The organism is Streptomyces inusitatus, from assembly GCF_014651115.1.
GTDB lineage: Bacteria > Actinomycetota > Actinomycetes > Streptomycetales > Streptomycetaceae > Streptomyces > Streptomyces amakusaensis.
The window spans coordinates 95041-117037 of sequence record NZ_BMWG01000010.1; the positions used below are offsets into that span (position 1 = coordinate 95041).

The 21997-nt window shown below is 70.1% G+C and carries 20 protein-coding genes and 1 tRNA gene; 10 read left to right on the forward strand and 11 right to left on the reverse strand.

The genetic code is table 11. From position 1 onward, the window contains the following. Positions 1-22 precede the first annotated feature (22 nt). The 4 genes from IE247_RS17545 to IE247_RS17560 are packed head-to-tail and all read right to left on the reverse strand — an operon-like array spanning position 23 to position 3721. Positions 23-1012 carry an ABC transporter substrate-binding protein gene (locus IE247_RS17545; RefSeq protein WP_190124086.1) on the reverse strand — a complete coding sequence of 330 codons (990 nt, stop codon included), beginning with the start codon at positions 1010-1012 and terminating at the stop codon, positions 23-25. Positions 1013-1050: 38 nt separating this feature from the next. After that, a complete protein-coding gene (locus IE247_RS17550) occupies positions 1051-1839 on the reverse strand; it encodes an amino acid ABC transporter ATP-binding protein (RefSeq protein ID WP_308433243.1) in 789 nt (262 codons plus the stop codon). Then, complete coding sequence (locus IE247_RS17555; RefSeq protein WP_190124087.1) at positions 1836-2789, reverse strand: amino acid ABC transporter permease; 954 nt, start codon at positions 2787-2789, stop codon at positions 1836-1838. The genes IE247_RS17550 and IE247_RS17555 overlap by 4 nt, the downstream gene beginning before the upstream one ends. Next, positions 2786-3721, reverse strand: coding sequence for an ABC transporter substrate-binding protein (locus IE247_RS17560; RefSeq protein WP_190124174.1), 936 nt, complete (start codon positions 3719-3721; stop codon positions 2786-2788). Before IE247_RS17560 ends, IE247_RS17555 begins: the two co-directional genes overlap by 4 nt. Before the next feature lie 773 nt (positions 3722-4494). On the opposite strand from IE247_RS17560, the gene IE247_RS17565 reads away from it, so the two are divergent. From IE247_RS17565 to IE247_RS17610, 10 genes are all read left to right on the forward strand, one after another. Beyond that, on the forward strand, positions 4495-5541 hold the full coding sequence (locus IE247_RS17565) for an amino acid ABC transporter permease (protein WP_190124088.1): 1047 nt from the start codon (positions 4495-4497) through the stop codon (positions 5539-5541). A gap of 193 nt (positions 5542-5734) precedes the next feature. Beyond that, on the forward strand, positions 5735-6988 hold the full coding sequence (locus tag IE247_RS17570) for a right-handed parallel beta-helix repeat-containing protein (protein WP_190124089.1): 1254 nt from the start codon (positions 5735-5737) through the stop codon (positions 6986-6988). Positions 6989-7101: 113 nt separating this feature from the next. Continuing rightward, the gene (locus IE247_RS17575) at positions 7102-8088 is read left to right on the forward strand and encodes a hypothetical protein (RefSeq protein ID WP_190124090.1); all 987 of its coding nucleotides are present in this window, start codon (positions 7102-7104) and stop codon (positions 8086-8088) included. Positions 8089-8384: 296 nt separating this feature from the next. Further along, positions 8385-8648: a phosphopantetheine-binding protein gene (locus tag IE247_RS17580; protein ID WP_190124091.1), complete on the forward strand. Its 264-nt coding sequence runs from the start codon at positions 8385-8387 to the stop codon at positions 8646-8648. 49 nt (positions 8649-8697) lie between these two features. Beyond that, positions 8698-9669 carry a chlorinating enzyme gene (locus IE247_RS17585; protein WP_229869180.1) on the forward strand — a complete coding sequence of 324 codons (972 nt, stop codon included), beginning with the start codon at positions 8698-8700 and terminating at the stop codon, positions 9667-9669. 99 nt (positions 9670-9768) lie between these two features. Next, positions 9769-10494, forward strand: coding sequence for a thioesterase II family protein (locus tag IE247_RS17590; RefSeq protein WP_190124092.1), 726 nt, complete (start codon positions 9769-9771; stop codon positions 10492-10494). Positions 10495-10513: 19 nt separating this feature from the next. Beyond that, positions 10514-12061: an amino acid adenylation domain-containing protein gene (locus tag IE247_RS17595; RefSeq protein ID WP_190124093.1), complete on the forward strand. Its 1548-nt coding sequence runs from the start codon at positions 10514-10516 to the stop codon at positions 12059-12061. Between the two features lie 13 nt (positions 12062-12074). Further along, positions 12075-12146 (forward strand) — tRNA-Ala (locus IE247_RS17600). 44 nt (positions 12147-12190) lie between these two features. Beyond that, positions 12191-13516, forward strand: coding sequence for a cation:proton antiporter (locus tag IE247_RS17605; protein ID WP_190124094.1), 1326 nt, complete (start codon positions 12191-12193; stop codon positions 13514-13516). Continuing rightward, positions 13513-14736, forward strand: a complete 1224-nt coding sequence (locus IE247_RS17610) for a helix-turn-helix transcriptional regulator (RefSeq protein ID WP_190124095.1) — start codon at positions 13513-13515, stop codon at positions 14734-14736. The genes IE247_RS17605 and IE247_RS17610 overlap by 4 nt, the downstream gene beginning before the upstream one ends. A 1-nt stretch (position 14737) precedes the next feature. Here IE247_RS17610 and IE247_RS17615 read toward each other — a convergent pair whose 3' ends face one another. The 7 genes from IE247_RS17615 to IE247_RS17645 all read right to left on the reverse strand — a co-directional run bounded on the left by IE247_RS17615 (position 14738) and on the right by IE247_RS17645 (position 21996). After that, entirely contained in the window at positions 14738-16144 is a 1407-nt protein-coding gene (locus tag IE247_RS17615) for an amidase (RefSeq protein WP_190124096.1), read from the reverse strand. A gap of 47 nt (positions 16145-16191) precedes the next feature. Further along, positions 16192-17535, reverse strand: a complete 1344-nt coding sequence (locus tag IE247_RS17620; RefSeq protein WP_190124097.1) for a phthiocerol/phthiodiolone dimycocerosyl transferase family protein — start codon at positions 17533-17535, stop codon at positions 16192-16194. Positions 17536-17550: 15 nt separating this feature from the next. After that, complete coding sequence (locus tag IE247_RS17625) at positions 17551-17946, reverse strand: EutQ-related cupin domain-containing protein (RefSeq protein WP_190124098.1); 396 nt, start codon at positions 17944-17946, stop codon at positions 17551-17553. A gap of 87 nt (positions 17947-18033) precedes the next feature. Then, entirely contained in the window at positions 18034-19224 is a 1191-nt protein-coding gene (locus IE247_RS17630; protein WP_190124099.1) for an acyl-CoA dehydrogenase family protein, read from the reverse strand. Between the two features lie 12 nt (positions 19225-19236). Further along, the gene (locus tag IE247_RS17635; RefSeq protein WP_229869181.1) at positions 19237-19761 is read right to left on the reverse strand and encodes a flavin reductase family protein; all 525 of its coding nucleotides are present in this window, start codon (positions 19759-19761) and stop codon (positions 19237-19239) included. 127 nt (positions 19762-19888) lie between these two features. After that, complete coding sequence (locus IE247_RS17640; RefSeq protein ID WP_190124100.1) at positions 19889-20803, reverse strand: SDR family oxidoreductase; 915 nt, start codon at positions 20801-20803, stop codon at positions 19889-19891. Beyond that, on the reverse strand, positions 20800-21996 hold the full coding sequence (locus IE247_RS17645; protein ID WP_190124101.1) for an FAD-dependent oxidoreductase: 1197 nt from the start codon (positions 21994-21996) through the stop codon (positions 20800-20802). Before IE247_RS17645 ends, IE247_RS17640 begins: the two co-directional genes overlap by 4 nt. Position 21997: the final 1 nt, after the last annotated feature.

Consider the following 21997-nt stretch of genomic DNA (forward strand, 5'->3'; position numbering starts at 1 on the left):
CTCCCGTGTACCCGGACGGGTGCTACTGGCCGCCCTTGGGCAGTCCGGGCGGGTTGATCTCGGACTTGGACACGGCCTCGTCGGGCAGGCCCCAGCGCTTGAGCACCTTGGCGTACGCGCCGTTGCGGATGATCTCGTTGAGCGCGTCGGCGAGCGGCTCGACCAGGCCGCTTTCCTTCTTGGTGGTGGCCCCGATGAGGCCCTGGAGGGTGGCGCCGCCCCCGGAGTAGGTGCCGACGACCTCGCTCTTCCCCGTGGCGGCCGCCTGGTGGACGGCGCTCGGGTGGGGACCGACGAAGAGTTCGATGCGACCGGACTGGAGGGCGAGATAGGTGTCGCTCTCGCTCTGGTAGTACTTGATGTCCACTGGCTTCAGACCGGCCTTCACGGCCTCCGCGCTCCACTCGACCAGCAGCTTCTCCTGGTTGGTCCCGCTGCTCACGGCGACGGTCCGGCCGGCCACGTCCTTGGGCCCGGTGACCTTCAGTCCGCTGCCCTTCTTCGCCGCGAAGCCCAGGTTGTCCTTGCGGTAGGTGGCGAAGTCGTACTTCTCCTTGCGCTCCTCGGTGTCGGTGATGTTGCTGAAGCCGACGTCGTACTTGGCGCTGTCGAGGCCGACGAACATGTTCTCCCAGGAGGCCTGGTTCAGACGCGGTTCGAGACCGAGCACATCGGCGACCAGATGGGCGATGTCGGGCTCGGATCCGATGACGGTCTTGTTGTCGCTGGCGTGGAAGATCAGGGGGGCGTTGGAGCCGGAGGAGACGATGACTTCCAGGGTGCCTCTCTCGCGGATCCTCTCGGGGAGCTTGGCGGCGATGGAGTCGACCTTGCCGGTGGTGACGCGGTTCTGGTCGGGACTCGTATTGATCCTGGTGCCGGTGCCCCTGGTGGACTCCGCTTCGGTCGTGCCGCCGCCGTCGTCGGAGGGGTTGCCGCACGCGGCGAGGACGAGGGCGGCGGTCAGTGCCAGCACGGCTGTGGTGGTGTGGCGGACGGTCGAGGCGGGCATGGTCGCGCTCCTTGCCTGTGGAGAGGGGAGGGTGTCGGTCAGAGGGCTTTGGAGAGGAAGGCGCGGGTGCGTTCGTGCCGCGGATCGTCCAGTACGGCCGCGGGCGGGCCCTGCTCCACGACGAGACCGCCGTCCATGAACACCACGGTGTCGGCGACCTCGCGGGCGAAGCCGATCTCATGGGTCACGACGATCATGGTGGTTCCGGTGTGGGCCAAGTCCTTGATGACGTCGAGGACTTCGCCGACCAGTTCCGGGTCGAGCGCCGAGGTGGGCTCGTCGAACAGCAGCACCTTCGGTTCGAGGGCGAGTGCGCGGGCGATGGCCACGCGCTGCTGCTGGCCCCCGGAGAGCTGTCGTGGATAGACGTCGGTCTTGTCGGCGAGCCCGACCCGCTCCAGCAGTCGGCGGGCGGTCTCCTCCGCCTCCTTGCGGCGGCGGCGCAGCGCGGAGACGGGGGCCTCGACGAGGTTCTCCAGCACGGTCAGATGCGGGAAGAGGTTGAAGTTCTGGAAGACGAACCCGATGTGGGTCCGCTGTCTCAGTACGTCCTTCTCCTTCAGTTCGTGCAGCTTGTCGCCGGAGCGGCGGTAGCCGATGAGTTCGCCGTCGATGCTGATCCAGCCCCGGTTGACCTTCTCCAGGTGGTTGATGGTGCGCAGCAGCGTGGATTTCCCGGAGCCGGACGGGCCGAGGATCACGGTGACCTCGCCGGTGCGGACCCGCAGATCGACGCCGCGCAGCACTTCCAGGGCGCCGAAGCTCTTGTGCACGCCGTGGACGTCCACCATCACCTCGCCGTCGGCGGCCGGCGCCGGGTCGCTCATCGGCTGTCTCCCATTCTCTTTGGGGGGATGACGGGCTGGTCGCGCCGGGAGGCCGCGGTGCGCAGGGTGCGTACGAAGCGGCGGGCGCGCTGGATCGGGGTGGGCGGCGGGGTGCGGTTCGCCCCCCGGGCGAAGTACCGCTCCACGTAGTACTGGGCGATCGACAGCAGGGAGGTGAGGACCACGTACCAGGCGGTGGCGACCAGGAGCAGCGGGATCACCCGGCCGTTGCGGCCGTAGATGACCTGCACTTGGTAGAACAGCTCGCCGATGGCCATCACATAGACCACCGAGGTGCCCTTGAGCAGGCCGATGATCTCGTTGCCCGCGGTGGGCAGGATGGCGCGCATGGCCTGCGGCAGTACGATCCGGCGGATCTGCCGCAGCCGGGGGATGCCCAGCGCCGCGGCGGCCTCCAGCTGTCCGTGGTCGACGGCGACGACGCCGCCCCGGACGATCTCGGCGGCGTAGGCGGCCTGGTGCAGCGTCAGCCCGATGATGGCGGCGCCCATGGTGCCGATCAGGCTGTTGCTGTCGACGGACCAGAACACCGGGCCGAACGGGATGCCGACGCCCAGCCTCTCGTACAGGGCGCTGAGGTTGAACCAGAACACCAGCTGGACGATCATCGGAATGGACCGGAAGATCCAGATGTAGGTCCAGGCGACGGTCTGGAGCAGCGGGCTGCGAGACAGCCGCATGAAGGCCAGGACGGTGCCCAGGACGAAGCCCAGCACGGTGGCGTAGGAGGTGAGCTGGAGGGTCACCCACACCGCGTCCACGATCGTTTCGGACAGGACGTACTCGCTGAAGACGCCCCACTCCCAGACCGGGTTGGTGACCAGCCCGTGCGCGAACTGGGCGACCAGCACGGTCACGGCGACGGCCGCGGCCCAGCGGGTGTAGTGGCGGGCGGGAACGATCTTGAGGGCTCTGCGCTCAGTCGTCACGTGTGCTCGGGCGGGTTGATGCGCGAGGTGTCGGTCGCGGAGGCGGAGGTGCCCCACTTCTTGAGGATCCGGGCGTATGTGCCGTTGCGGATCAGCTCGTTGACGGCGGCCTGGAACGCCTCGGTGAGGGGGGAGCCCTTCTTGAAGGCGAAGCCGACGTCGAGGCGGTGGTACTCGCCGAGGAAGGTGGTCCGCGAGGCGGGCTGTGCCGCCTGGTGGCGCAGGCCGTTGATGGTCGACATGATCACATCGATCCGGCCCTGCTGGAGCGCGGTGAGGGTGGCCCCGTTCTCGGAGTAGACCTTCACGTCGTACGGTTTCTTCCCCGCCTTGGCGCACACGTCCTTCCGTGCGGTGAGGGTCGCCTCGAAGGTGGTGCCTGCCCCGGTGCCGATGGTCAGTCCGCAGAGCCGGGTGAGGTCGGTGACTTTCTTCGTGAGCGCGGTGCCGCCCTTCTTCACCGCGAAGCCCTGGCCGTCGTTGATGTAGGTGACGAAGTCGATCGTCTTCAGGCGTTCGGTGGTGACGCCGAAGTTTCCGGTGCCCAGGTCGTACTTGCCGCTGCCGAGGGCGGGGAGGATCGTCTCGAAGGAGGCGTCCTGCCGCTCCAGCCGTACGCCGAGGACCTTGGCCGCCGCGTCCGCGATGTCGATGTCCTGGCCCTCGGGCGGCTTGTCCGAGCCGTTCGGGTAGTAGGCGCCGGGCGGGGTTCCGACGGAGCTGCCGATCCGCAGGGTGCCCGCCTCGCGGACCTCGGCGGGCAGCAGGGCCGCGACGGATTCCACCTCGCGTACGCCGGCGACCGGGTCGTCGGCCGACCGGCCGCCCGCCTGCTCGGCCCCGGGGGCGTCTCCGGAGCCGCAGGCGGTCAGCGCGAGTACGGGCAGCAGCGCGAGGGCGGCGGCGACGCGCCGCCCCGTTCTGCGGCGCACTCGTACGGAGGTGTCGGGGCGCGGGCGCGTTTCGGAGCCGTCGCCGGCGGCGGCGACGCCAAGGAACTCCACGGGCACGGGAGATCGCCTTCTCTCAAATCCTCTGGTCCGCCGCGCTGCGGGCAGCGCTCGGGCGCGGCGGAGCAGCCCTCGGCGCGGCCGGGTGCGACAGCGCTTCAGGGGGCTGGGAACCGAATGGTGAGCGGGGTGTGATGACGCCGGGGCACGGGCCTCGGGCGCGATGGGGCGGCGGCGCGGATCAGAGCTCGCGGGACCCTTGTCGCAACGGACTCGGCGCGTGCTCGGCGCATGCGCGCGAAGGTGCCGCGAAGGCGGGATCCGGCCCGCGACGGGTTCGCCGAAGGAGGGAAGGGCCGGTCGAAGGGCCTACTGCCGCGTCAGGCGCAACACGCCGCGGACCACACCCGACCGAAGTCGATGTGATCACGGGTGACCAGGCGCTGCTCGGCAATCATGCAACTAATTGAGCAGTACATCTCGCTTCTCGTCAACCATGTCCCGGGTAATACGCCGACGTTGAGAGGTTTCTCCGTGCGGTTGACACCTGTGTGCGTCGGGCGCATACGATCGAGACCGGACGGGCTCCGCCGTGCGCGGCAGCCGCACCGGCCGCGTTGAGGGACGCGGTGATCACGATGACGCCGGACCAGTCATGCCCCCTTGCACCGCGCCGTGTCCGCGCGGCATTTCACGAATGTGCGCCGCCGGGTGGCCGCCGTCGCCCGCGGGCGCCCCTCCCCTGGAGCCTCCTGATGGTCTCGCCGTCCGACACCACCGATCCCTCACGAATCACCGCCTCCGTTTCTGCTTCCGATTCCGTTTCAGATTCCGTTTCCGTCCCGCTCCCGAAGCAGCCCGGAGCCCCCGGAGCCCCCGGCCGCCCGTTCCCCGAGGGGGATCCGCCCCGGATCGTGCCGCGCCGGCATGTCGGCCGCTGGCTGACGGCCGCCGTCGCGCTGCTGGTCTTCGCGATGGCGGTCAACTCCGTCGTCCGCAACCCCGCCTTCCAGTGGAGTGTGGTCGGCCGGTACTTCACCACGACCGCCGTGCTCGACGGGCTGCTGCTCACCCTGTGGCTGACCGGTGCGGTGATGGTGCTCGGCTTCCTGATCGGCATTCCGCTGGCCGTGATGCGGCTCTCCGCCAACCCCGTGCTGCGCACGCTGAGCTGGGGCTACGTATGGATCTTCCGGTCCACCCCGCTGCTGGTGCAGCTGCTGTTCTGGTTCAACATCGGCGCGCTCTACCCGACGCTCGGCATCGGCGTCCCCTTCGGGCCCCAGTTCCTCACCGTCACGACGGTCAATCTGCTCGGCCCCACCCTCACCGCCGTCATCGGTCTGACCCTGCACGAGGCCGCCTACGCCGCCGAGGTGGTGCGCGGCGGCATCCTCTCCGTGGAATCCGGCCAGACGGAGGCCGCCCAGGCCCTGGGCATCGGCAGACGGCGCACCCTGCACCGGATCGTCATCCCGCAGGCTATGCGCTCCATCGTGCCGACCGCCGGGAACATGCTGATCGGCACCCTGAAGGGCACCAGCATCGTCAGCGTGCTGGCCGTGCACGACCTGCTGTACTCGGTGCAGTTGGTCTACAACCAGACCTACCAGGTCATCCCGCTGCTGATGGTCGCGACCCTCTGGTACATCGCCGTCACGACCGTGCTCAGCACGGGGCAGTTCTATGTCGAGCGGTACTACGCGCGCGGCTCGGCCCGCGCGCTGCCGCCCACTCCTCCACAGCGGATCCGGGCCCGGCTGTCCGCGCTCCGCGCCCGGCTGGACAGGGCGACCGCTTGAAGACGCTCCCTGGAGAGCGTCTTCGAAGACACGACCTCAGGTCATTTCTTCGCGCGCTTATGGCCTTCGGAAGGTTTTCGCTCAACCCTGGGCTGAAGGCGGGTCGGATCATCCGTCCCGTCGCACAGCTCTCAAGGGTCCGTGCCCGGCCCGTGAGGCCGGTGGGCGAATCCACTCCAGAAGGAGACTTGACATGATCCGTTCAAGGTGGTTCGCGGTGGCGGGAGCGGCCGCGCTGCTGGGCACCGTGCCCGCGACGGCGGCGCACGCCGCGCCGCTCTCCTGCGGCCAGACGGTCACGACCAGCGTCGTCCTCGCCGCCGACCTGCTCAACTGCCCCGGCGACGGTCTGGTCGTCGGGGCCGGCGGCATCACCATCGACCTCAATGGACGCACCGTCGACGGAGTCGGCCTGGGATCCGGGATCCGCAACGACGGGTTCGCGAACGTCACCGTCACCAACAGCGGCAGCGCTCAGGCGCTCGTGCAGCAATTCGACCACGGAGTGCGGCTCAACACCGGCACGGCCGGAAATACCGTCGAAAAACTTACCGTCCAGCTCAATGAATTCTCCGGCGTAGAACTCAACAGCGCCCACAGCGGGAACCGGGTGCGCGGCAACCTCATCGACCGGCAGTCGCACAGAGGTGTCACGATCACCGGCGGATCGGGCGGCAATACGGTCCTCGACAACACGATCACCGGCAACCAGGGCGGGGGCGTCTTCGTCCAGAGATCCGCCGGAAACCGCGTCGAAGGCAATCGGATCACCGGCAGCGGGGGCGCGGGCCTGGTCCTGGAGGGCTCCAGCGACAGCACTCTGCTGACCAACACCATCGCCAACAGCAGCGACGGCGCGATCGTCCTGCGGCTCGGCTCCAACACCAATCTCGTCCAGGGCAACTCGTCCGCCCAGAGCGCGGACGCCGGGCTGACCGTCTCCGACTCCACCGGGAACCGGCTGCTCTCCAACACGCTCCAGGGCAGCGGCGACAGCGGAATCGCCCTCCAGGCGTCGCACTCCAACACCATCACCGGCAACGACGTCAGCAGAAACACCGGCGGTATCGAGCTGAGTTCCTCCCACCACAATGTGGTCCATTCCAATATCGCGAGCAACACCACCGGAACCGGAATCAGCCTGGGGCTCTCCCTCAACAATAATTTACAGAACAACCAGGCCAGTCAGAACAACTCACGGGGCATCCAGATCACCGGGGACGCGGCCCCCGGGACCGGCAATCAGCTGATCGGCAACACCGCCAACGCCAACAAGGGCGACGGCATCTTCGTCTCCAAGGCCGCCCACACCCTCCAGGGCAACACCGCCCGCGACAACAAGAGCTGGGGCATCTACGCCGACCCGGGCAACATCGACGGCGGGGGCAACCGGGCCGGCAACAACGCCCAGAGCGGCCAGTGCATGCGCGTCGTCTGCGCTCCCTGAGTCCCCTGCGCTCCCCCGGCCAGGACCGTGTCCTGCGCGGCGGGGCGGACGTTGACCCGGCGGGTGGCCCGCGAGCAGCGCGGGCCACGAGGCAGTTCCGCTGGAGGTAAAGGGTGTCACGTCAGCGTCAAAGACTGGGAGTGCTCGCCGCCGCCGCTCTCGTTCTCCTGGGTCCCTCGGTCGCTCCGACCGCGGCGGCGCCCCCCTCGTCGGCCGGCGGGAGCGTCGCCGGACGGACCGTCCGGGCGATCGCGCCGGCCGACCAGGACGCCGCCTTCGCGAAGAGGCGTCAGGACGCCGAGACCAAGGGGCTCATCGACGCCGACGGCAGGGTCACGGGAAGTCAGCGCCTGGGGCTCCGGGGGTGGCCGCACGACGACACGGGATATGCGATCCGGCCCCGGGATCTGGCATTCCTCGGGCTGACCTGGCAGCAGGTCGAGTGGTGGCGTCGTTATCAGGCCCCGCTGGGCACGAATCCGCGGCAGTTCAAGGACATGTCCTCGGACCTGTTCAAGGCCCTGTGCTCGGCCTGCGAGCGCCCCCAGGACTACGACGTACGGCTCCAGGGATCCTGGGCGTTCTTCTTCTCGGGCCGCCACAAGAACTTCCCGACCGAAGCGGAGCTGGCGGGACAGCCCGCCGCGCTGGAGAGGCTCCGGACATGGATGGGCTCCACACCCCCCGACGAGCGCCCGGCCCGACGGCCGTTCGAAACGCTGTACAAGCTGGGGGCGCTCGACGAGAAGGGACTGCCGGTGGGACCCAGCGACGGCGACTTCCACATCGCGTCCGATGTGATGGTGGCCGAGGCCCGGCAGAAATGGGACGAGCTGAAGGACGCGGGAAAGCTTTCGGATGAAGACATCCGGAAGGGTTTCATTCACCAGAAGTACCACTTCGTCAACCGGACGGCGGTTCGGGAGGCGTTCCCGAAGCTTGAGAAGTGGGCGGTCGCCTGGAAGGAGAAGCTGGGGCGCGGCGTCGCGCCGTCGCTGTTCCCCAGCTCCGGACCGCCCGACAAGACCCAGGTGGGGAACGGGGTGTCCACTCACTTCCGCGACTCCGACTGGATCGTGAAGTTCTCGCCCGCTCGCTGACCCGCCCCACAACAGGCGCCGCCGTGCGCCCCACCACTCACACGTGGTCGGGCGCACGGCGGCGTCTGTTGTGTCGGGTGACCCGTGAGGGGCGGGAGAGACGCATGTTCTTGGCGCATACCCCCCAAGCGATTGGCATTACCACTCATCGCGACAACCGCTATAGAGTCGAACTCGCAAGGCACCGTGTGTATGTGCGCAGAGCCGCAAAAGGGCGTCCGCGAATATCCGGTCGGCTCACTTGGCAATCCTCGCGGGATGCTCGTACGAGACCCAATGAGAGGAGCAAGGAAGAAATGACCGTTTCTGTCCCCGGTGATCTCCAGGAACTACAGAAGCTGCTCGTCGACTGGGTGGGTGAATTCCTTGAGGCTCCGGACGCGTCCCTGGCCGACAACTTCCTGGACCTGGGCGGCCACTCACTCCTCGCCATGAACATCAATGTGCGTGTTCAGCAGAGGTTCGGGCACGAACTCGACGTCAGAACCCTGTTCGAACAATCCATCGGCGAGACCATCACAGAACTCCACACCCGTATGACCGGACAGCCCGCCGCATAACGCGCGACCTCGTTCACCATGCCCATTCCAACCAGAAGCTGGAGTAGCCGTGAGTGATCAGATTTCCGACTTCCGACTGACCCCCGAAGAGCTCGCCAAGTTCAAGGAGCAGGGTTTCATCGGGCCGCTCAAGGTGTATGAGCCGGAGGACATGGAGAAGCGCTGGAACGAGATACGCCGGGCCATTCCGGACCGTTCCCTGGCGATCTATCCGGAGAACTCGCTGGGCGCCGTCACCAACCTCTCCAACTACGACCGGCACCTCGACATCGATCTGCTCAGCGAGCACATCATGAACCGGGCCATCGCGGAGCGGGTGTCCTCCATCCTCGGTCCGGACCTGCTCTGCTGGCGCACCGAGTTCTTCCCGAAGTACCAGGGCGACGAGGGGACGGACTGGCACCAGGCGTCGACGTTCGGCAACGCCAGCGGCCGTCCCCAGATCCAGTGGCCCACGGTCAACGACGCGCCCGCCTTCGGCGGCACGATCACCGCCTGGACCGCGTTCACCCACTCCACCAGGGAGAACGGCTGTCTCCAGCTCATGCCGGGCACCCACCGGGTGATGAATTACGACGAGTCCCTCGGCATGTCCTACAACCCGGAAACGATCAACAAGCTGGAGAAGGACAGCATCAAGCGCGGCTTCTTCGGCTACGACTACCGCCAGCTCCAGAAGGACCCCGACTGGCGTCCCGACGAGTCGCAGGCCTTCTCCCTGGTCATGCAGCCGGGCGAGTGCGTCATCTTCTGGTCGACGCTGATGCACGGCTCACTGCCGCACACGGGCAGCAAGAAGGACTACCGCATGGGGTTCGCGACCCGGTACGTCCCGACCAGCGTCAAGGTCTACCCGGACTCCGAGGACGTCGCCGAGTACGGCGGCAAGATCCCGCTGGACAACTTCGCCTCCGTGCTCGTCTCGGGCAAGGACGAGCACGGCATCAACCGGCTGACCGACCGGAGCCGGCGGGACTACACGTTCACCCCGTGGGATTTCACACGGCCCGCCGGCAGCTGACGACCGCGCCGCCGTCCGCCCGGGGCCGCGTGACCGGTCGAACCCCGTCACCGGTCACGCCGCTCCGGTGCCCCTCCCCCAGACCCGGAAGGCGCACCGATGGCCGTGCTCGCCCTGTTCCACCATGCCGGCGGTTCGGCGGCCGTGTTCCGCCGTCTGATCCGGCTGCTGCCCGACCACATCAGGCCGGTGGCGATCGAACTTCCCGGCCGCGGCCGCCGCTGGCGCGAGCCCACCCTGCACACCGCCGACGAGGCGGTGCGCGATCTGACGGACCTGCTGGTCCGTGAAGCGGGTGCCGAAACCGATCTGTCGATCTTCGGCCACAGCATGGGCGCCTACCTCGGACTCGGTGTGGCGGCGGCCCTGGAGCGGCGCGGCGGGCCGCGCTGCCGGGTCCTCTTCGCCTCCGCCAATCTCGCCCCGCGGCTCGCCTCGCCGCTGTTCGCCGAGGACGAGACTCCCGCCTCCGACGAGGAGGTGCTGCGCCGTGCCGCGCGGTACGGCGCGCTGGACGCCGGTGCGCTCCGCGATCCGCACATCGCCGCGCGCGCCGTCTCCCTGCTGCGGGCCGACTTCGACATCTGCGACTCGTTCGTCCGCACCAGGTCCAGGACGGTGACCGAGAGCCGCGTCGTCGTCTGCCGGGGGCGAGCGGACGCGTTCGGCGACGAGCACACCGCCCCGTGGCAGTGGAGCAGCGTACAGCCGCTCACCACCCTCACCTTCCCCGGCGGCCATCTGTATCTGGAATCGGCCGGGGCCGAACCCCTCGCCGCGAAGATCGAGTCGGTCATCACCGAACCGGCGCGATCCCGAACCTGATCCAGCCAGGGAGCAACCGTTGACCGATGCACGGGAATCCACCGGAAGACCGCTGTTCGCTCATGAACTGTTCGAGGCCAGGCGCGATCTCCACCCCGATCTGCCCGCCGTGGTCCACGGCGGCGAGAAGCTCTCGTACGGCGAGTTGGGGCGCGACTCGGACCGGCTGGCCCTGGCCCTGCGCTCGGGGGGCGACGCCGACCGGCCGGTCGGGGTCTTCCTCGGCCGCGGCTTCGGCATCGCCGTGGCGGTGCTGGGCGTGCTCAAGGCGGGCCGCGCCTATGTGCCGCTCGACCCCTCCTACCCCGACGCGCGCCTCGCCGACATGCTGCGCGACAGCGGCGCGGAGGTCCTGCTGACCGACAGGACGCTCGCCGGCCGGATTCCCCTGCCGGACGGCACCCGCGCCACCGTGCTCGACGACGCCCTGTCGGCCGCCGGGAACACGCCCCGTACTGCGGCGGCACCGCCGCTCGGACGGAACTCCCTCGCCTATGTGATCTACACCTCCGGGTCCACCGGGACACCGAAGGGCGTGGCCATGCCCCACGGCCCGCTGGCCAACCTCATCGACTGGCAGTGCGGGCAGTCCCCCTGCGGCACCGGCGACCGCACCCTCCAGTTCTCCGCGCTGAGCTTCGACGTGTCCTTCCAGGAGATGTTCAGCACCTGGGCGTCCGGCGGAACACTGGTGGTGGTCGACGACGCGGCACGGCGGAGCTGCCAGACCCTGATCGAGCTGATGAACGACGCCTCGGTACGGCGGATGTTCCTGCCGTTCGTCGCGTTGCAGGCGATCTCGGAGCACGCGAGCGCGGTCGGCGCGTGGCCGGCCTCCCTCCGCGAGGTCATCACGGCCGGCGAACAGCTCCAGGTGACCCCCGCGGTGCGCGCCCTGTTCGAGCACTTGGACGACGCCGTGCTGGTGAACCAGTACGGGCCGTCGGAGACCCATGTGGTGACCTCTCTCGAACTCGGCGGCGATCCGCGCCTGTGGCCGGACCGCCCCGGCATCGGCCGTCCCATCACCGGGGCCGAGGCATATGTGCTGGACGAGCGGCTGCGGCCGCGGCCGCCCGGCGTCCCCGGCGAGCTGTGCATCGGCGGCCCGGTGCTCGCGCGGGGCTATCTGGGCAGGCCCGAGGCGACCGCCGCGAAATTCCGGACGGTGGCGGGGGTGGCCGGCGGAGGACGGATCTACCGGACGGGCGATCTCGTCGAGACGCTGCCGGACGGCACCCTCCAGTTCCTCGGGCGGCTGGACGACCAGGTGAAGATCCGGGGCCATCGGGTGGAGATCGGCGAGGTCGAGGCGAGGCTGCGGGCCCTGCCGGAGGTGGCCGACACGGCCGTGGTGGTGCGGGAGGGCGCGGCGGGCGTCAAGCAGCTGGTGGCGTTCTGCGTTCCGGCGCGGGGCGCAGAGGTGGTGGCCGCCTCGGTGCGGCGGAGCCTGTCGGCCCGGCTGCCCGACCACATGATCCCGTCCTCGGTGCGGAGCCTGCCGTCGGGCCTGCCGCTCACCCCGAGCGGCAAGGTCGACCGGAAGGCGCTGACGCGAGGGCTCTGACCGCCCTCCTCGACGGGGCGCGTGTGAGCGGCACACCTTCTCGCCGAGCGAGACGCAGTCGGTTCGATCCCGGCCGCCCCGACCAGACGACTTCGGCCGTGCCGGCTTTTCGAGAAGGTAGGAGTAGAAGTGTCGACGCATGTCCCAGCCCTCAGCGCCGGTGAGAGCGGTAGCGTGGCCGGAATCGTCCTGGTGGACCTGGCCCTGTTGCTGCTCACCGCTCTCCTCTTCGTCACCCTGGCCAAACGGGTGAGGCAGCCCGCCGTGATGGGCGAGATCGTCGCCGGGATAGCCCTGGGGCCGAGTCTGCTCGGGCTGCTCCCCGGCGACCTGCCCGAGCTGCTCTTTCCTCCCGAGGCCCGGCCGTACCTCCAAGTGCTCGCCCAACTGGGCCTGGTGCTCTTCATGTTCGGCATCGGGTATCAGCTGAGCCTCTCTCATGTGAAAGGCGTCGGGAGGCACATCGCGCTGGTGTCGCTGAGTTCGGTGGCGCTGCCGTTCGCGATGGGGGCCGCCCTCGCGCTGCTGCTGTTCCCCTGGCTCGACCAGAGCCAGCTGAGGACGGACGGCGTGCTCGGCCCGGCGCTCTTCCTCGGCGCGGCGATGTCCATCACCGCCTTCCCGGTCCTCGCCCGGATCATCATCGAACGGGGCCTCCAGAAGCACCGGGTGGGCACGGTGGCCCTGCTCAGCGCCGCGATCCAGGATGTGATCGCCTGGAGCGTGCTCGCCGTGGTCGCCACGATGGTGACCGCCGGCGGAGCCTGGTCGTTCGGGCGCACCATCGTCGGCGCGCTGCTGTTCGTACTGGCGATGATCTACGTGGCACGACCGGCGCTGGCCTGGCTGCTGGCCCCGGAGCGGCGGTGGGCGGGCAACAGCATGATCGTCCATGTCACGCTCTGCTCCGGCCTGCTGGCCAGTGCGTGGGTCACCGACCAGATCGGGCTGCACGCGGTGTTCGGCGCGTTCCTGTTCGGCACCGTCGTGCCCCGCCGCCACATCGATGTGACCGCGCCCGAGGTGCCGGAGCGCATCGACCAGACCAGTCTGCTGCTGCTCCCGGTCTTCTTCACCGTGACCGGGCTCTCGGTGGACCTCTCCACCCTCGGCGGCCAGGGCTTCGTCATGGTGCTGGCGGTGGTCGCGGTGGCCTGCGCGGGCAAATTCCTCGGGGCCGCGGGCGCGGCCCGGCTCACCGGGGCGAGTGGCCGCGAGTCCATGGTGCTGGGCATCCTGCTCAACGCGCGGGGGCTGACCGAGCTGATCGTCCTCAATGTGGGGCTGAGTCTGGGCGCGCTGGACACCAGGCTGTTCACCGCCATGGTCGTGATGGCCGTGGTCACCACGCTGATGACCGGACCGCTGCTGAGCCGGTTCCACCGTGACGCCGAGCCGGGTTCGCCGGTGGTGCGGCGGCCCGCGGAACAGATCGGGAAGGGGGCGGTCCAATGACGGCGACCGACACGAGGGAGGGCCTGTCCATGCCCGTCGCACCGCTCCCGCTCCGGCTGCCGCTGCGCGGCCGTGAGAACGAGCTGGCGCGCGTGCTCCGGGCACTGGAGTTCGGCGTCGGGGGCGGCTGCGCCCTGGTGGTGGTCGAGGGGCCGCCCGGTTCCGGGAAGACCAGGTTCCTGGACGAGTGCGTGACTGCGGCGGAGCGGCTCGGTTATGTGATCCGTCATCAGTTCCCGCTCTCCGGGCCGCCCGGAGAGTCCGGTACGACGGGGGACGAAGCGGCCGACCGGCCCAGGCTGATCGTGATCGACGACGCCCACTTCCTGGGAGAGAGGGCGAGCGACGCGCTGCTCGCCCGGCGGGACGCCCAGCGCGGCAGCAAGGTGGTCTGGCTGGTCGCACGCCGGCGCGGTACGGGTTCGCGAAGCATCGACGCGCTGCTCGCCGGCTCCATCGGTCACACCGAGCGGATCACGCTCGACGCGCTCCGCGCCCCCGCGTCGCTCCAGGTGGCCGTCGACATCCTGGGCGTACCCCCCGCTCCCCCGCTCGCCCGGGTGCTGAACCGCGCGGGCGGGCACCCGAAGCTGCTGGTGGAGCTGGTCGAGGGAATGCGCGAGGAGCGGACGATCCGGGTGGGCGTCCATGAGGCGGAGCTGGTCGAGGAGCGCATTCCGCAGCGCTTGCGGGTCCTCCTCCAGACCATGCTCCAGGAGTACCCGGACCAGTGCCGCCAGCTCCTGCGGGTGGCGGCCGTGCTGGGCCGGGAGAGCACGGTCGACGCCCTTCTCCCGATCCTGCACATGTCGCCGTCCACACTGCTGCTGATCCTGGACCGGACCTTCACCACCGGGGTGCTGACCGTCGACAACGCGCGGGTCGGCTTCACCAATGAGCTGCTGTGGCGACTCGTCGTCGATTCGGTGCCGGCCACGCTGCGGCAGGCGCTGCGCCGGCAGGTGGCCGCCGCCGCCCGGCCGGAGCCCCTGCCCGGGGCCCGGCCGGCGGCGCCCGCCGGGCCGCCGGATCTCAACGGCCAGGAGTACGAGATCGTCCGGCTGGTCGCCGAGGGGCTGACCAATCAGCAGATCGGCCGACGGCTGGAGATCTCCCCGCACACCGTCAACTACCACTTGAAGAAGCTGTTCCGGAAGGTCGGTGTGAACTCCCGCATCGCCCTGCTGCGCGAGATCCGGCTGGAGGGGCTGCCCCGGTGAGTCATCCGAGACGGGGCGGCTCGTCCGCCCACGGCCGGGCGCGTTCGAAGGCGGCGGCCAGGCCCAGCAGCCGGGCCTCGGCCCCGGGCGCGCCGACGAGCTGGACGCCGACCGGCAGATTCCGCGCGGCCCGTCCCGCGGGGAGCGAGATCGCGGGCTGTCCGGTGATGTTGAACGGATAGGCGAAGGCCAGCCAGTCCGCGTACTCGCGCCACCGCTCCGTGAACCCCTGGCCGGCCGGAGCCGTCCCGAGCGGCGGGGGAAGCACGGTGAGGGTGGGGGTGAGCAGGACGTCGAACCGTGTCCAGAAGCGTATGATCCCGGCCGCCCGGCTCTGGGCGGCGGCGACGGCCGAGGAGTAGTCGGCGGCGCCGAGCCGCTCGCCGTGCAGGGCGACGTCGAGGGTCGTCGGCTCCAGTTCGGACAGGCGCTCCCGCGGTACGCCGCGGACCATGGCGGCCACGTTCGCCGCGATGACCGTCAGCAGGGGGTCGAGCAGCCCGCCGAGGTCGGGCGAGGCCTCGACCGTCTCGGCCCCGAGGTCGGCGAAGACCGAGACCGCCCGTTCGAAGATCTCCCGCACCTCCGGGACGACCGTGCCGTGGGGCGGGGTGGCGGTGTACGCCACCCGCAGGCGCTCCGGCGGCCGGTCGCAGGCGGCCAGGAACGAACCGGACGGTCCGGGGAGTCCGTAGGGCTCCCCGGCGACCGGGCCCGCCGTCGCGTCGAGCATCAGGGCGGCGTCGCGGACGGTACGGGCCATCTGGCCGTTGACGACATATCCCGCCCACTGCTCCTGGGTGGCCGGGGCCCACGGGGTGCGCCCCCGGGTGGGTTTGAGCCCCACGATCCCGCAGGCGGAGGCGGGCGCCCGCCCCGAGCCCGCGCCGTCGGCGGCCAGGGCGAGCGGGGCGATGCCGGCCGCCACGGCCGCCGCCGCGCCGCCGCTGGAGCCCGCCGGTCCGTACGCGGTGTTCCAGGGGTTGCGGGTGGCCGGGAACGCCCGGTTCTCCGTGGTGATCCGCAGCCCGAACTCCGGCATGTTGGTGCTGCCGATCAGAATGCCGCCCGCCCGCCGGAGCCGGGCGACCACCTCGCTGTCGAAGCCCGGCCGGTAGCCGGTGAACGGGAGCGATCCGTAGGCGACCGGCAGATCCGCCGCCTCGTTGGCGTCCTTGACGGTGAACGGGATCCCGTGCAGCGGACCGTGCTCCTCAGGCGGCTTCGCGTCCGCGGCGCGGGCGTCCGCGAGAGCGCCCTCGGCCCGGACGGCGACCACCGCGTTCAGCAGCGGGTTCACCTCCTCCAGGCGCGCCAGCACCGCTTCGGTGACTTCGACGGCGGAGAGTTCCTTGTCCCGGATGAGACTGCGGAGTTCGCTCGCGGGCGTGAAGATCGGCGATTCCATCGACGGCTGCTCCCCTGCGGTTTCGGGCTCGGGTTTCGGGCGGCGGCTCATATGAGGGCCAGTACGGTCTCCACACAGCTGTCGGCGAGTCTCGCCGCGCGTTCGTCCGAGACGACTCCCTCGGCGTGGGTGAAGTTCCAGACGAGGCGGTGGTGGCTGGAGTTGACGGTGGCGACGAACGCGCCGACCACCGAGAGCGAGGCGATGAACTGCGCGCCCGTCATCCGCCAGGGGCCGATGGTGTCGGGGAACGGGAACCGGCCGATGTTGGAGAGGGAGAAATTGATCGGTCCCTTCTCGTCCAGATGCCGTACGAAGGGGAGGCTGTCGGCCAGGCGGTCCGGCCCGGAGACCCCGATCATGCGGATCATGGAGAACTGCTCGCCCCGCGCCTTGCGGGCCCTGAGGTCCTCGCTGATCCCCCGCGCCGTCTCCCACAGCGGACGGGCTCTCTCGTACTGGACCAGGGAGGGAATGGTCGCCACATAGCTGCCCACGTCGTCCGGGTCCACCGGCGGGTCGAGGTCGCCCCGGAAGTCGACCGGGGAGCCGATCGAGTACCACGCCTCGTCGGCGGCGCCGGCGTCCGCGGCGACCGCGCGCACCATCGCGGCGGCGAGCACGCCGTGGATCGTAACCCCGTGCGCACGGCAGGCCCGGGCGAGCCGGTCCAGCGCCTCGGCGTCCAGCGAGCGGTGGAGGAAGCGGGTGCGGCGGCGCTCGAAGGGCACGGCCCGGTCGGCGTCGACACGGCGGGCGCCCAGCCGTCTCAGGTCGCTCTCGTCCCGCTCGGCCTTCGCCTTCGCCAGTGCCTCCCCCGCCGCGCCGCTGTGCCCGGCCGGGAAGAGATCCTCGGTCGCGGGCAGCACGGCACGCGGTTCGACGGCGTGTCCTGCCGCGAGTTCGGCCCACTGCCGCAGCAGGGAGAGGACGGTGGTCCCGTCCGCGATGACGTGCGGCAGGCTCAGGATCAGGTCGTGCGCCTCGCCGTCGGGTCCCGGGCCGCTGAGCACGGTGGCCGTGGCCAGCGGTCCGGTGCGCCAGTCGACGGGGCCGTTGACCAGCTCCGCGTCGACGACCCGCGCCCATGCGTCCTCGGCGTCCGCCGACGGTCGAAGGGTGCGGTGGTCGAGCGGTACGGGCCGGTCGTCGACCGGGGTGAAGCGGGGTTCCCGCCCGGTCGCGTCGGCCTCGATCGCCACCCGGAGCAGCGGATGGCGGGCCTGGAGCCGGTTCAGCGCCGAACGCAAGGACGATCGGGAGACCGGGCCGTGCAGGCGTACCCGCCCGATGACGTTCAGGGGTGCTATCTGGTCGGCTATCCAGTACCAGCGCTCCAGCGGGCTCAGTTCCCGCCGCAGCGTCTGGAGGGGCATGGGGGTGGTGGACATGTGCGCTCCTGGAGGTCAGTCGACGGGCGATCCGGCGAGCGGCCGGAACATGGCCGCGCTCGCCCGGGTTTCCTCGGTGGACTGCCACGGCGGGTTGGTGCCGAAGGCGATCAGGACCCGTTCGCCGTCGGCCCGGAACGCGACCGGCTCGCCCTGCTCCACCCAGACCAGCTCGTGCGGTCCGGCGGAGATCGAGCCGCCCTCGAAGTCCACGGCGAACCTGCCGGACAGGACGACGATGAACTCGTCGTAACTGGGGACCCATTCCATGACGTCGCCGGGGTGCAGCAGGGCGAATCCGGCGCCCATCGATTTCGGGATCCCGTCGTCGGCGAGGTCGCCTATGTAGATACGGGTGTCGGCGAACTGCTGCCAGTTCGCCTGCTCGGTGTCGTACGTGCGCGCGGCCATGGCCGTCTCCTGTCCGTGGTGTCCAGTCGTGGTCTCGCCGGTCTCGCCGGTGCCTCTGGTCCCTCTGGTCCCTCCGGTCTCCGCGCGTCAGACCAGCGGAGAGATCTGCTCCTCGACGCCGAGCAGCGCCTTGCCGTACATCTCCTTGATCATCGCGGGCTGGAGGATCGCGTGCCGGGCGGCCACGCCCGAGTCCCGCCAGATCCGCTGAAGCGGGCTGGAGTCGGCGAAACCGCCCGCGCCGTGCGCGGTCAGCAGCATGTCGATCGCCTCGCTGAGATGCCCGACCGCCCAGCTGAGGTCGGACCGTGCCCGGAGCCGGCTCAAGGGGGCGAGGGCCTCACCGCGCGCGGCCGCCGCGTCGATGTCGTCGGCGGCGCGGTGGACGTGCAGATGCGCGGAGTCGATCTTCTGTGTCGCCTCGGCGATCTGAAGCTGGAAGGCCGTCGAGTCGCGCTGCTTCTCGAAGAAGGTGAAGGTGACGGCCTTGTCGGCGGCCCTGGCCTTGACCAGCTCCAGCGCGGCGCGGCCCATCCCCAGCTGCGGGGCCACCAGCGGGGCCGCGGTGAGGAACTGCACGAAGGCCGAGCGGGGGAGGCTTCCGCCGGAGCGCTGGACCGGGTAGTCGCCGGCCATCGCCGTCGGCACGGACAGGACCCGGTGCTCCGGTACGAAGACGTCCTCGGCCACCAGGGAGTTGCTCCCGGTGGCGCGCATGCCCGCCACGAACCAGCTCTCCTCCACCTTGTAGTCGGCGGCGGGAATCAGCGCGATGCCCTGGTCGACGATCTGCCCCGCGGAGTCCGGGACCGGGAAGCCGACCACGGCCCAGTCGGCGTGCCAGGCGCCGGAGCCGTAGGCCCACCGGCCCGAGACCCGGAAGCCGCCCTCGACCCGCCGGGCGGTGGCGCTCGGTGTGAGCACACCGGTCACCTTCGCCTCCGGGTCCGCGCCGAAGAGTTCGTCCTGCGCCTGTTCCGGGAACAGGCTGACGATCCATGCCACCGAGTTGCACACCGAGACCAGCCACGAGGCGCTGCCGTCCCCCTCGGCGAGGGTCGCGGACACATCGATCAGGGTGCGGAGGGGCACCTCGTGACCGCCGTACCGCCGGGGCACGGAGAGCTTGAACATTCCGGCGTCCGCCAGGGACCGGACGGATTCCTCGGAAAGCCTGCGGTCGCGCTCCCCCTGTTCCGCGTTGCGCGCGAGGAGCGGAATCAGTTCGCGCGCGCCGCGGAGCAGATCGGACGATTGATGTGTTCGGGTGTCAGTCATGGGGTCTCCACCTCAGCGAGCGAATGCCGCGATCTGATCGGTGATGGACAGGTGATTTCTCCGAGTGAAAGCAGAATGCGTGCCGAACATTCGGTGACCGTGAACGAGCGGGGCCGCGCCCTTGGCGCCGGAGACGCGGTCCACCAGGCCGAGCAGCAGCAGATGGTCCCCGCCGGCGACGAACCGCCGCGGGCGGCAGACGAGCCAGCCCGGCGCGTCGCGCAGCCGCGGCAGACCCTCGTCCGCGTACCACTCGACCTGGTCGAACCGGTCGGCGGTCGGGGAGGCGAAGACGCCCGCGACGCCGTCCTGCCCGGCGCCGAGCAGGTTCACCCCGAATCGCCCGGTCCGCCGGATCCTCGGCAGCAGCCTGGAGCGGCGGTCCAGTGCGACGGTCACCATGGGCGGACACAGGGACAGCGAGGTGAGCGAGCCGACGGTCGTCCCGTGGGGCAGGCCGTCCGCCATCGCCGTGACCACCGCGACCGGAGTGCAGACGCCGGCCATGAAATCCTTGAACTCTCGCTCCGAAACCATTCTTTCTCCCCAGAGTGCGAATGGAGCGGGAACCTTTCATGGAGTATTCGTCCGCATTCCGTCGATTACTTCGACGCTGCGTACGCTATCCATGGGCTCGGGACGCGTCCAGTGAATCCATTCGGCACTACTCGAATGCGTAGTCGGCCCGTTCGGGCGCTCTCACGGAAGCGGTGATCCCGCTGAAACGGCGGTCCAGCAGGGAATCGGGAAGCAGCCGCGCCCACAGGCCCATCCTGCGTGCGTCGGCGCCGACCCAGTAGCGGGTGCGGGGGTGTACGTCGGTCAGGGCGCGGGCGACCGTGCGGGCGAAATCCTCGGGCGTGGTCCCGCTCTTCATCGACTGCTGCCCGTTTCCCTCCAGGAACGCCCCGAAGGAGGTGCGGTAGAGCTCGGCCACCGAGGCGGGCGCGTCGCGCAGCAGCCGCTCACCCGCCTCGGACACCTTGTCCCACATCGGTGTGAGGATGGCGCCCGGCGCCACGGTCGACACGCGCACACCGGTGGGCGTCAGTTCGCGGCGGAGGGCGTCGCTCATCGCCTCCTTGGCGAACTGCGCCGCGGCGTAGGCCCCGAGGTAGGGAACGGCGGCCTTGCCCAGTCCCGAGGTGATGTTGACGATCCGCCCCCGGGACCGGCGCAGCAGCGGCAGATGCGCGCGGATCATCGCGAGATGGCCGACCACATTGACGTCGAGCTGTCGGCGGAGCTGGTCGCTGTCGACGCATTCCAGCGGGCCGGGGACGCAGATTCCGGCGTTGTTCACCAGGCCGCGCAGCCCGCCGTACTCGCGTTCGACGAGTTCGGCCGAAGCCCGTACCGACGCGTCGTCGGTGATGTCGACGACGGCGTAGCGCAGTCGGCCGCGGAGCGACTCGCCGACGAGCTTCTCCCCGTCCTCGCTCCGCCGGACCCCCGCGAGGACGTGGAAGCCCCGGTTCTCCAGCTCCAGCGCGCATTCCCGGCCCAGTCCCGAGGACGCGCCCGTGACGAGGACAGCTCCGCCCGCCGGGAGACTTCCGCGTACCGCCGGTCCGCTCATCGGTTCCACCTCTCGAATTCGTCGGGGAGGGGGCCCGCGCCGGGGAAGGTCAGCGCGGGCTCCAGCTTGCCCACCAGCGTCCGGTGCGGCATCAGCCGGAAGTACGCGTCGCGGATCCTGCGGCGCACGGGGCCCTGTGACTGCTCGAAGTCGCTGATCGACCGGGTGGCTTCGACGATCGTCCGGGTCCGGTCGTACCGTGCCGCCTCGTAGCCGCGCAGTCCGCGCGGCACGTCCGGGGCGTGCCGCAGATGCCGGGCCAGGACGGCGGCGTCCTCCATCGCCATGGCGGAGCCCTGGCCGAGGCTGGTGAGCATGGGGTGGGCGGCGTCCCCGAGCAGGGTCACCGGGCCGGTGCCCCAGGGCCGCAGGAACGGGCGGTCGCGGGTGTTCAGGGTGAGCAGATCGGCGGGCGGTGTCGCCCGGATCGCCTCGCGGACCTCGTCCGGCCAGCCGGAGTAGGAGTCCAGCACCCCGGCCTTGCCGCCGCCCCAGGTGCTGGACTCCTGGAGCGGCATGTTCTTCGTGCCCCACCAGTAGAGGCGGCCCCGGCCGATGTCGACCAGGCCAAATCGCATTCCGTCGCCCCAGAAGTGCACCACGGAGCCGGGAGGGAACCTCGGGTGGCTGTATTCGGTGATGCCGAGCCAGGCGATGTATCCGCTGTCGTGGGCGGGTTCGTCCGGCCCGGCGAGCTGCCGGCGTATCGCCGAGTTGAATCCGTCGGCGCCGACCAGGAGATCGGCCTCGGCGGACCGGCCGCCGGCGAACCGGACCCGTGCCCGGTCGCCGGTCACCTCGAACCCTTCGGCGGCCGCGTCCAGGGTGATGGGGATGTCGGCCGCCGCGTCCAGCAGCGCGGTGAGCAGATCGGCCCGGCTGATGCACACGCACGGGACGCCGAGCTTCCGGACGATCTCCGGGAAGGGGAACTCCCGGATCAGTCTGCCTCTCGAATCCTTGACGTGGTAGGTCTCCATCACCCGGCCGTGCTTCTCCAGGCGGAGGTCGATGTCGAGGGTGGCGAGCGCGGCCGTGGCGTTGCTCATCACGGAGAGGCCGAATCCGGCGGCCCGCAGCTCCGGGGCCCGCTCGTACACCTCGACGTCGAAGCCGACGCGCCGCAGCGCGATGGCCGTGGTCAGTCCGCCGATCCCCGCACCGACGACGATGGCCGTCCTTTTCCCGCTCATG

Coding starts and splice junctions, on each gene's coding strand:
- IE247_RS17630 (WP_190124099.1), bottom strand. CDS start 19,224: ATGACTGACACCCGAACACATCAATCGTCCGATCTGCTCCGCGGCGCG.
- IE247_RS17545 (WP_190124086.1), bottom strand. CDS start 1,012: ATGCCCGCCTCGACCGTCCGCCACACCACCACAGCCGTGCTGGCACTG.
- IE247_RS17610 (WP_190124095.1), top strand. CDS start 13,513: ATGACGGCGACCGACACGAGGGAGGGCCTGTCCATGCCCGTCGCACCG.
- IE247_RS17645 (WP_190124101.1), bottom strand. CDS start 21,996: ATGAGCGGGAAAAGGACGGCCATCGTCGTCGGTGCGGGGATCGGCGGA.
- IE247_RS17590 (WP_190124092.1), top strand. CDS start 9,769: ATGGCCGTGCTCGCCCTGTTCCACCATGCCGGCGGTTCGGCGGCCGTG.
- IE247_RS17640 (WP_190124100.1), bottom strand. CDS start 20,803: ATGAGCGGACCGGCGGTACGCGGAAGTCTCCCGGCGGGCGGAGCTGTC.
- IE247_RS17620 (WP_190124097.1), bottom strand. CDS start 17,535: ATGTCCACCACCCCCATGCCCCTCCAGACGCTGCGGCGGGAACTGAGC.
- IE247_RS17625 (WP_190124098.1), bottom strand. CDS start 17,946: ATGGCCGCGCGCACGTACGACACCGAGCAGGCGAACTGGCAGCAGTTC.
- IE247_RS17580 (WP_190124091.1), top strand. CDS start 8,385: ATGACCGTTTCTGTCCCCGGTGATCTCCAGGAACTACAGAAGCTGCTC.
- IE247_RS17550 (WP_308433243.1), bottom strand. CDS start 1,839: ATGAGCGACCCGGCGCCGGCCGCCGACGGCGAGGTGATGGTGGACGTC.
- IE247_RS17565 (WP_190124088.1), top strand. CDS start 4,495: ATGGTCTCGCCGTCCGACACCACCGATCCCTCACGAATCACCGCCTCC.
- IE247_RS17615 (WP_190124096.1), bottom strand. CDS start 16,144: ATGGAATCGCCGATCTTCACGCCCGCGAGCGAACTCCGCAGTCTCATC.
- IE247_RS17570 (WP_190124089.1), top strand. CDS start 5,735: ATGATCCGTTCAAGGTGGTTCGCGGTGGCGGGAGCGGCCGCGCTGCTG.
- IE247_RS17635 (WP_229869181.1), bottom strand. CDS start 19,761: ATGGTTTCGGAGCGAGAGTTCAAGGATTTCATGGCCGGCGTCTGCACT.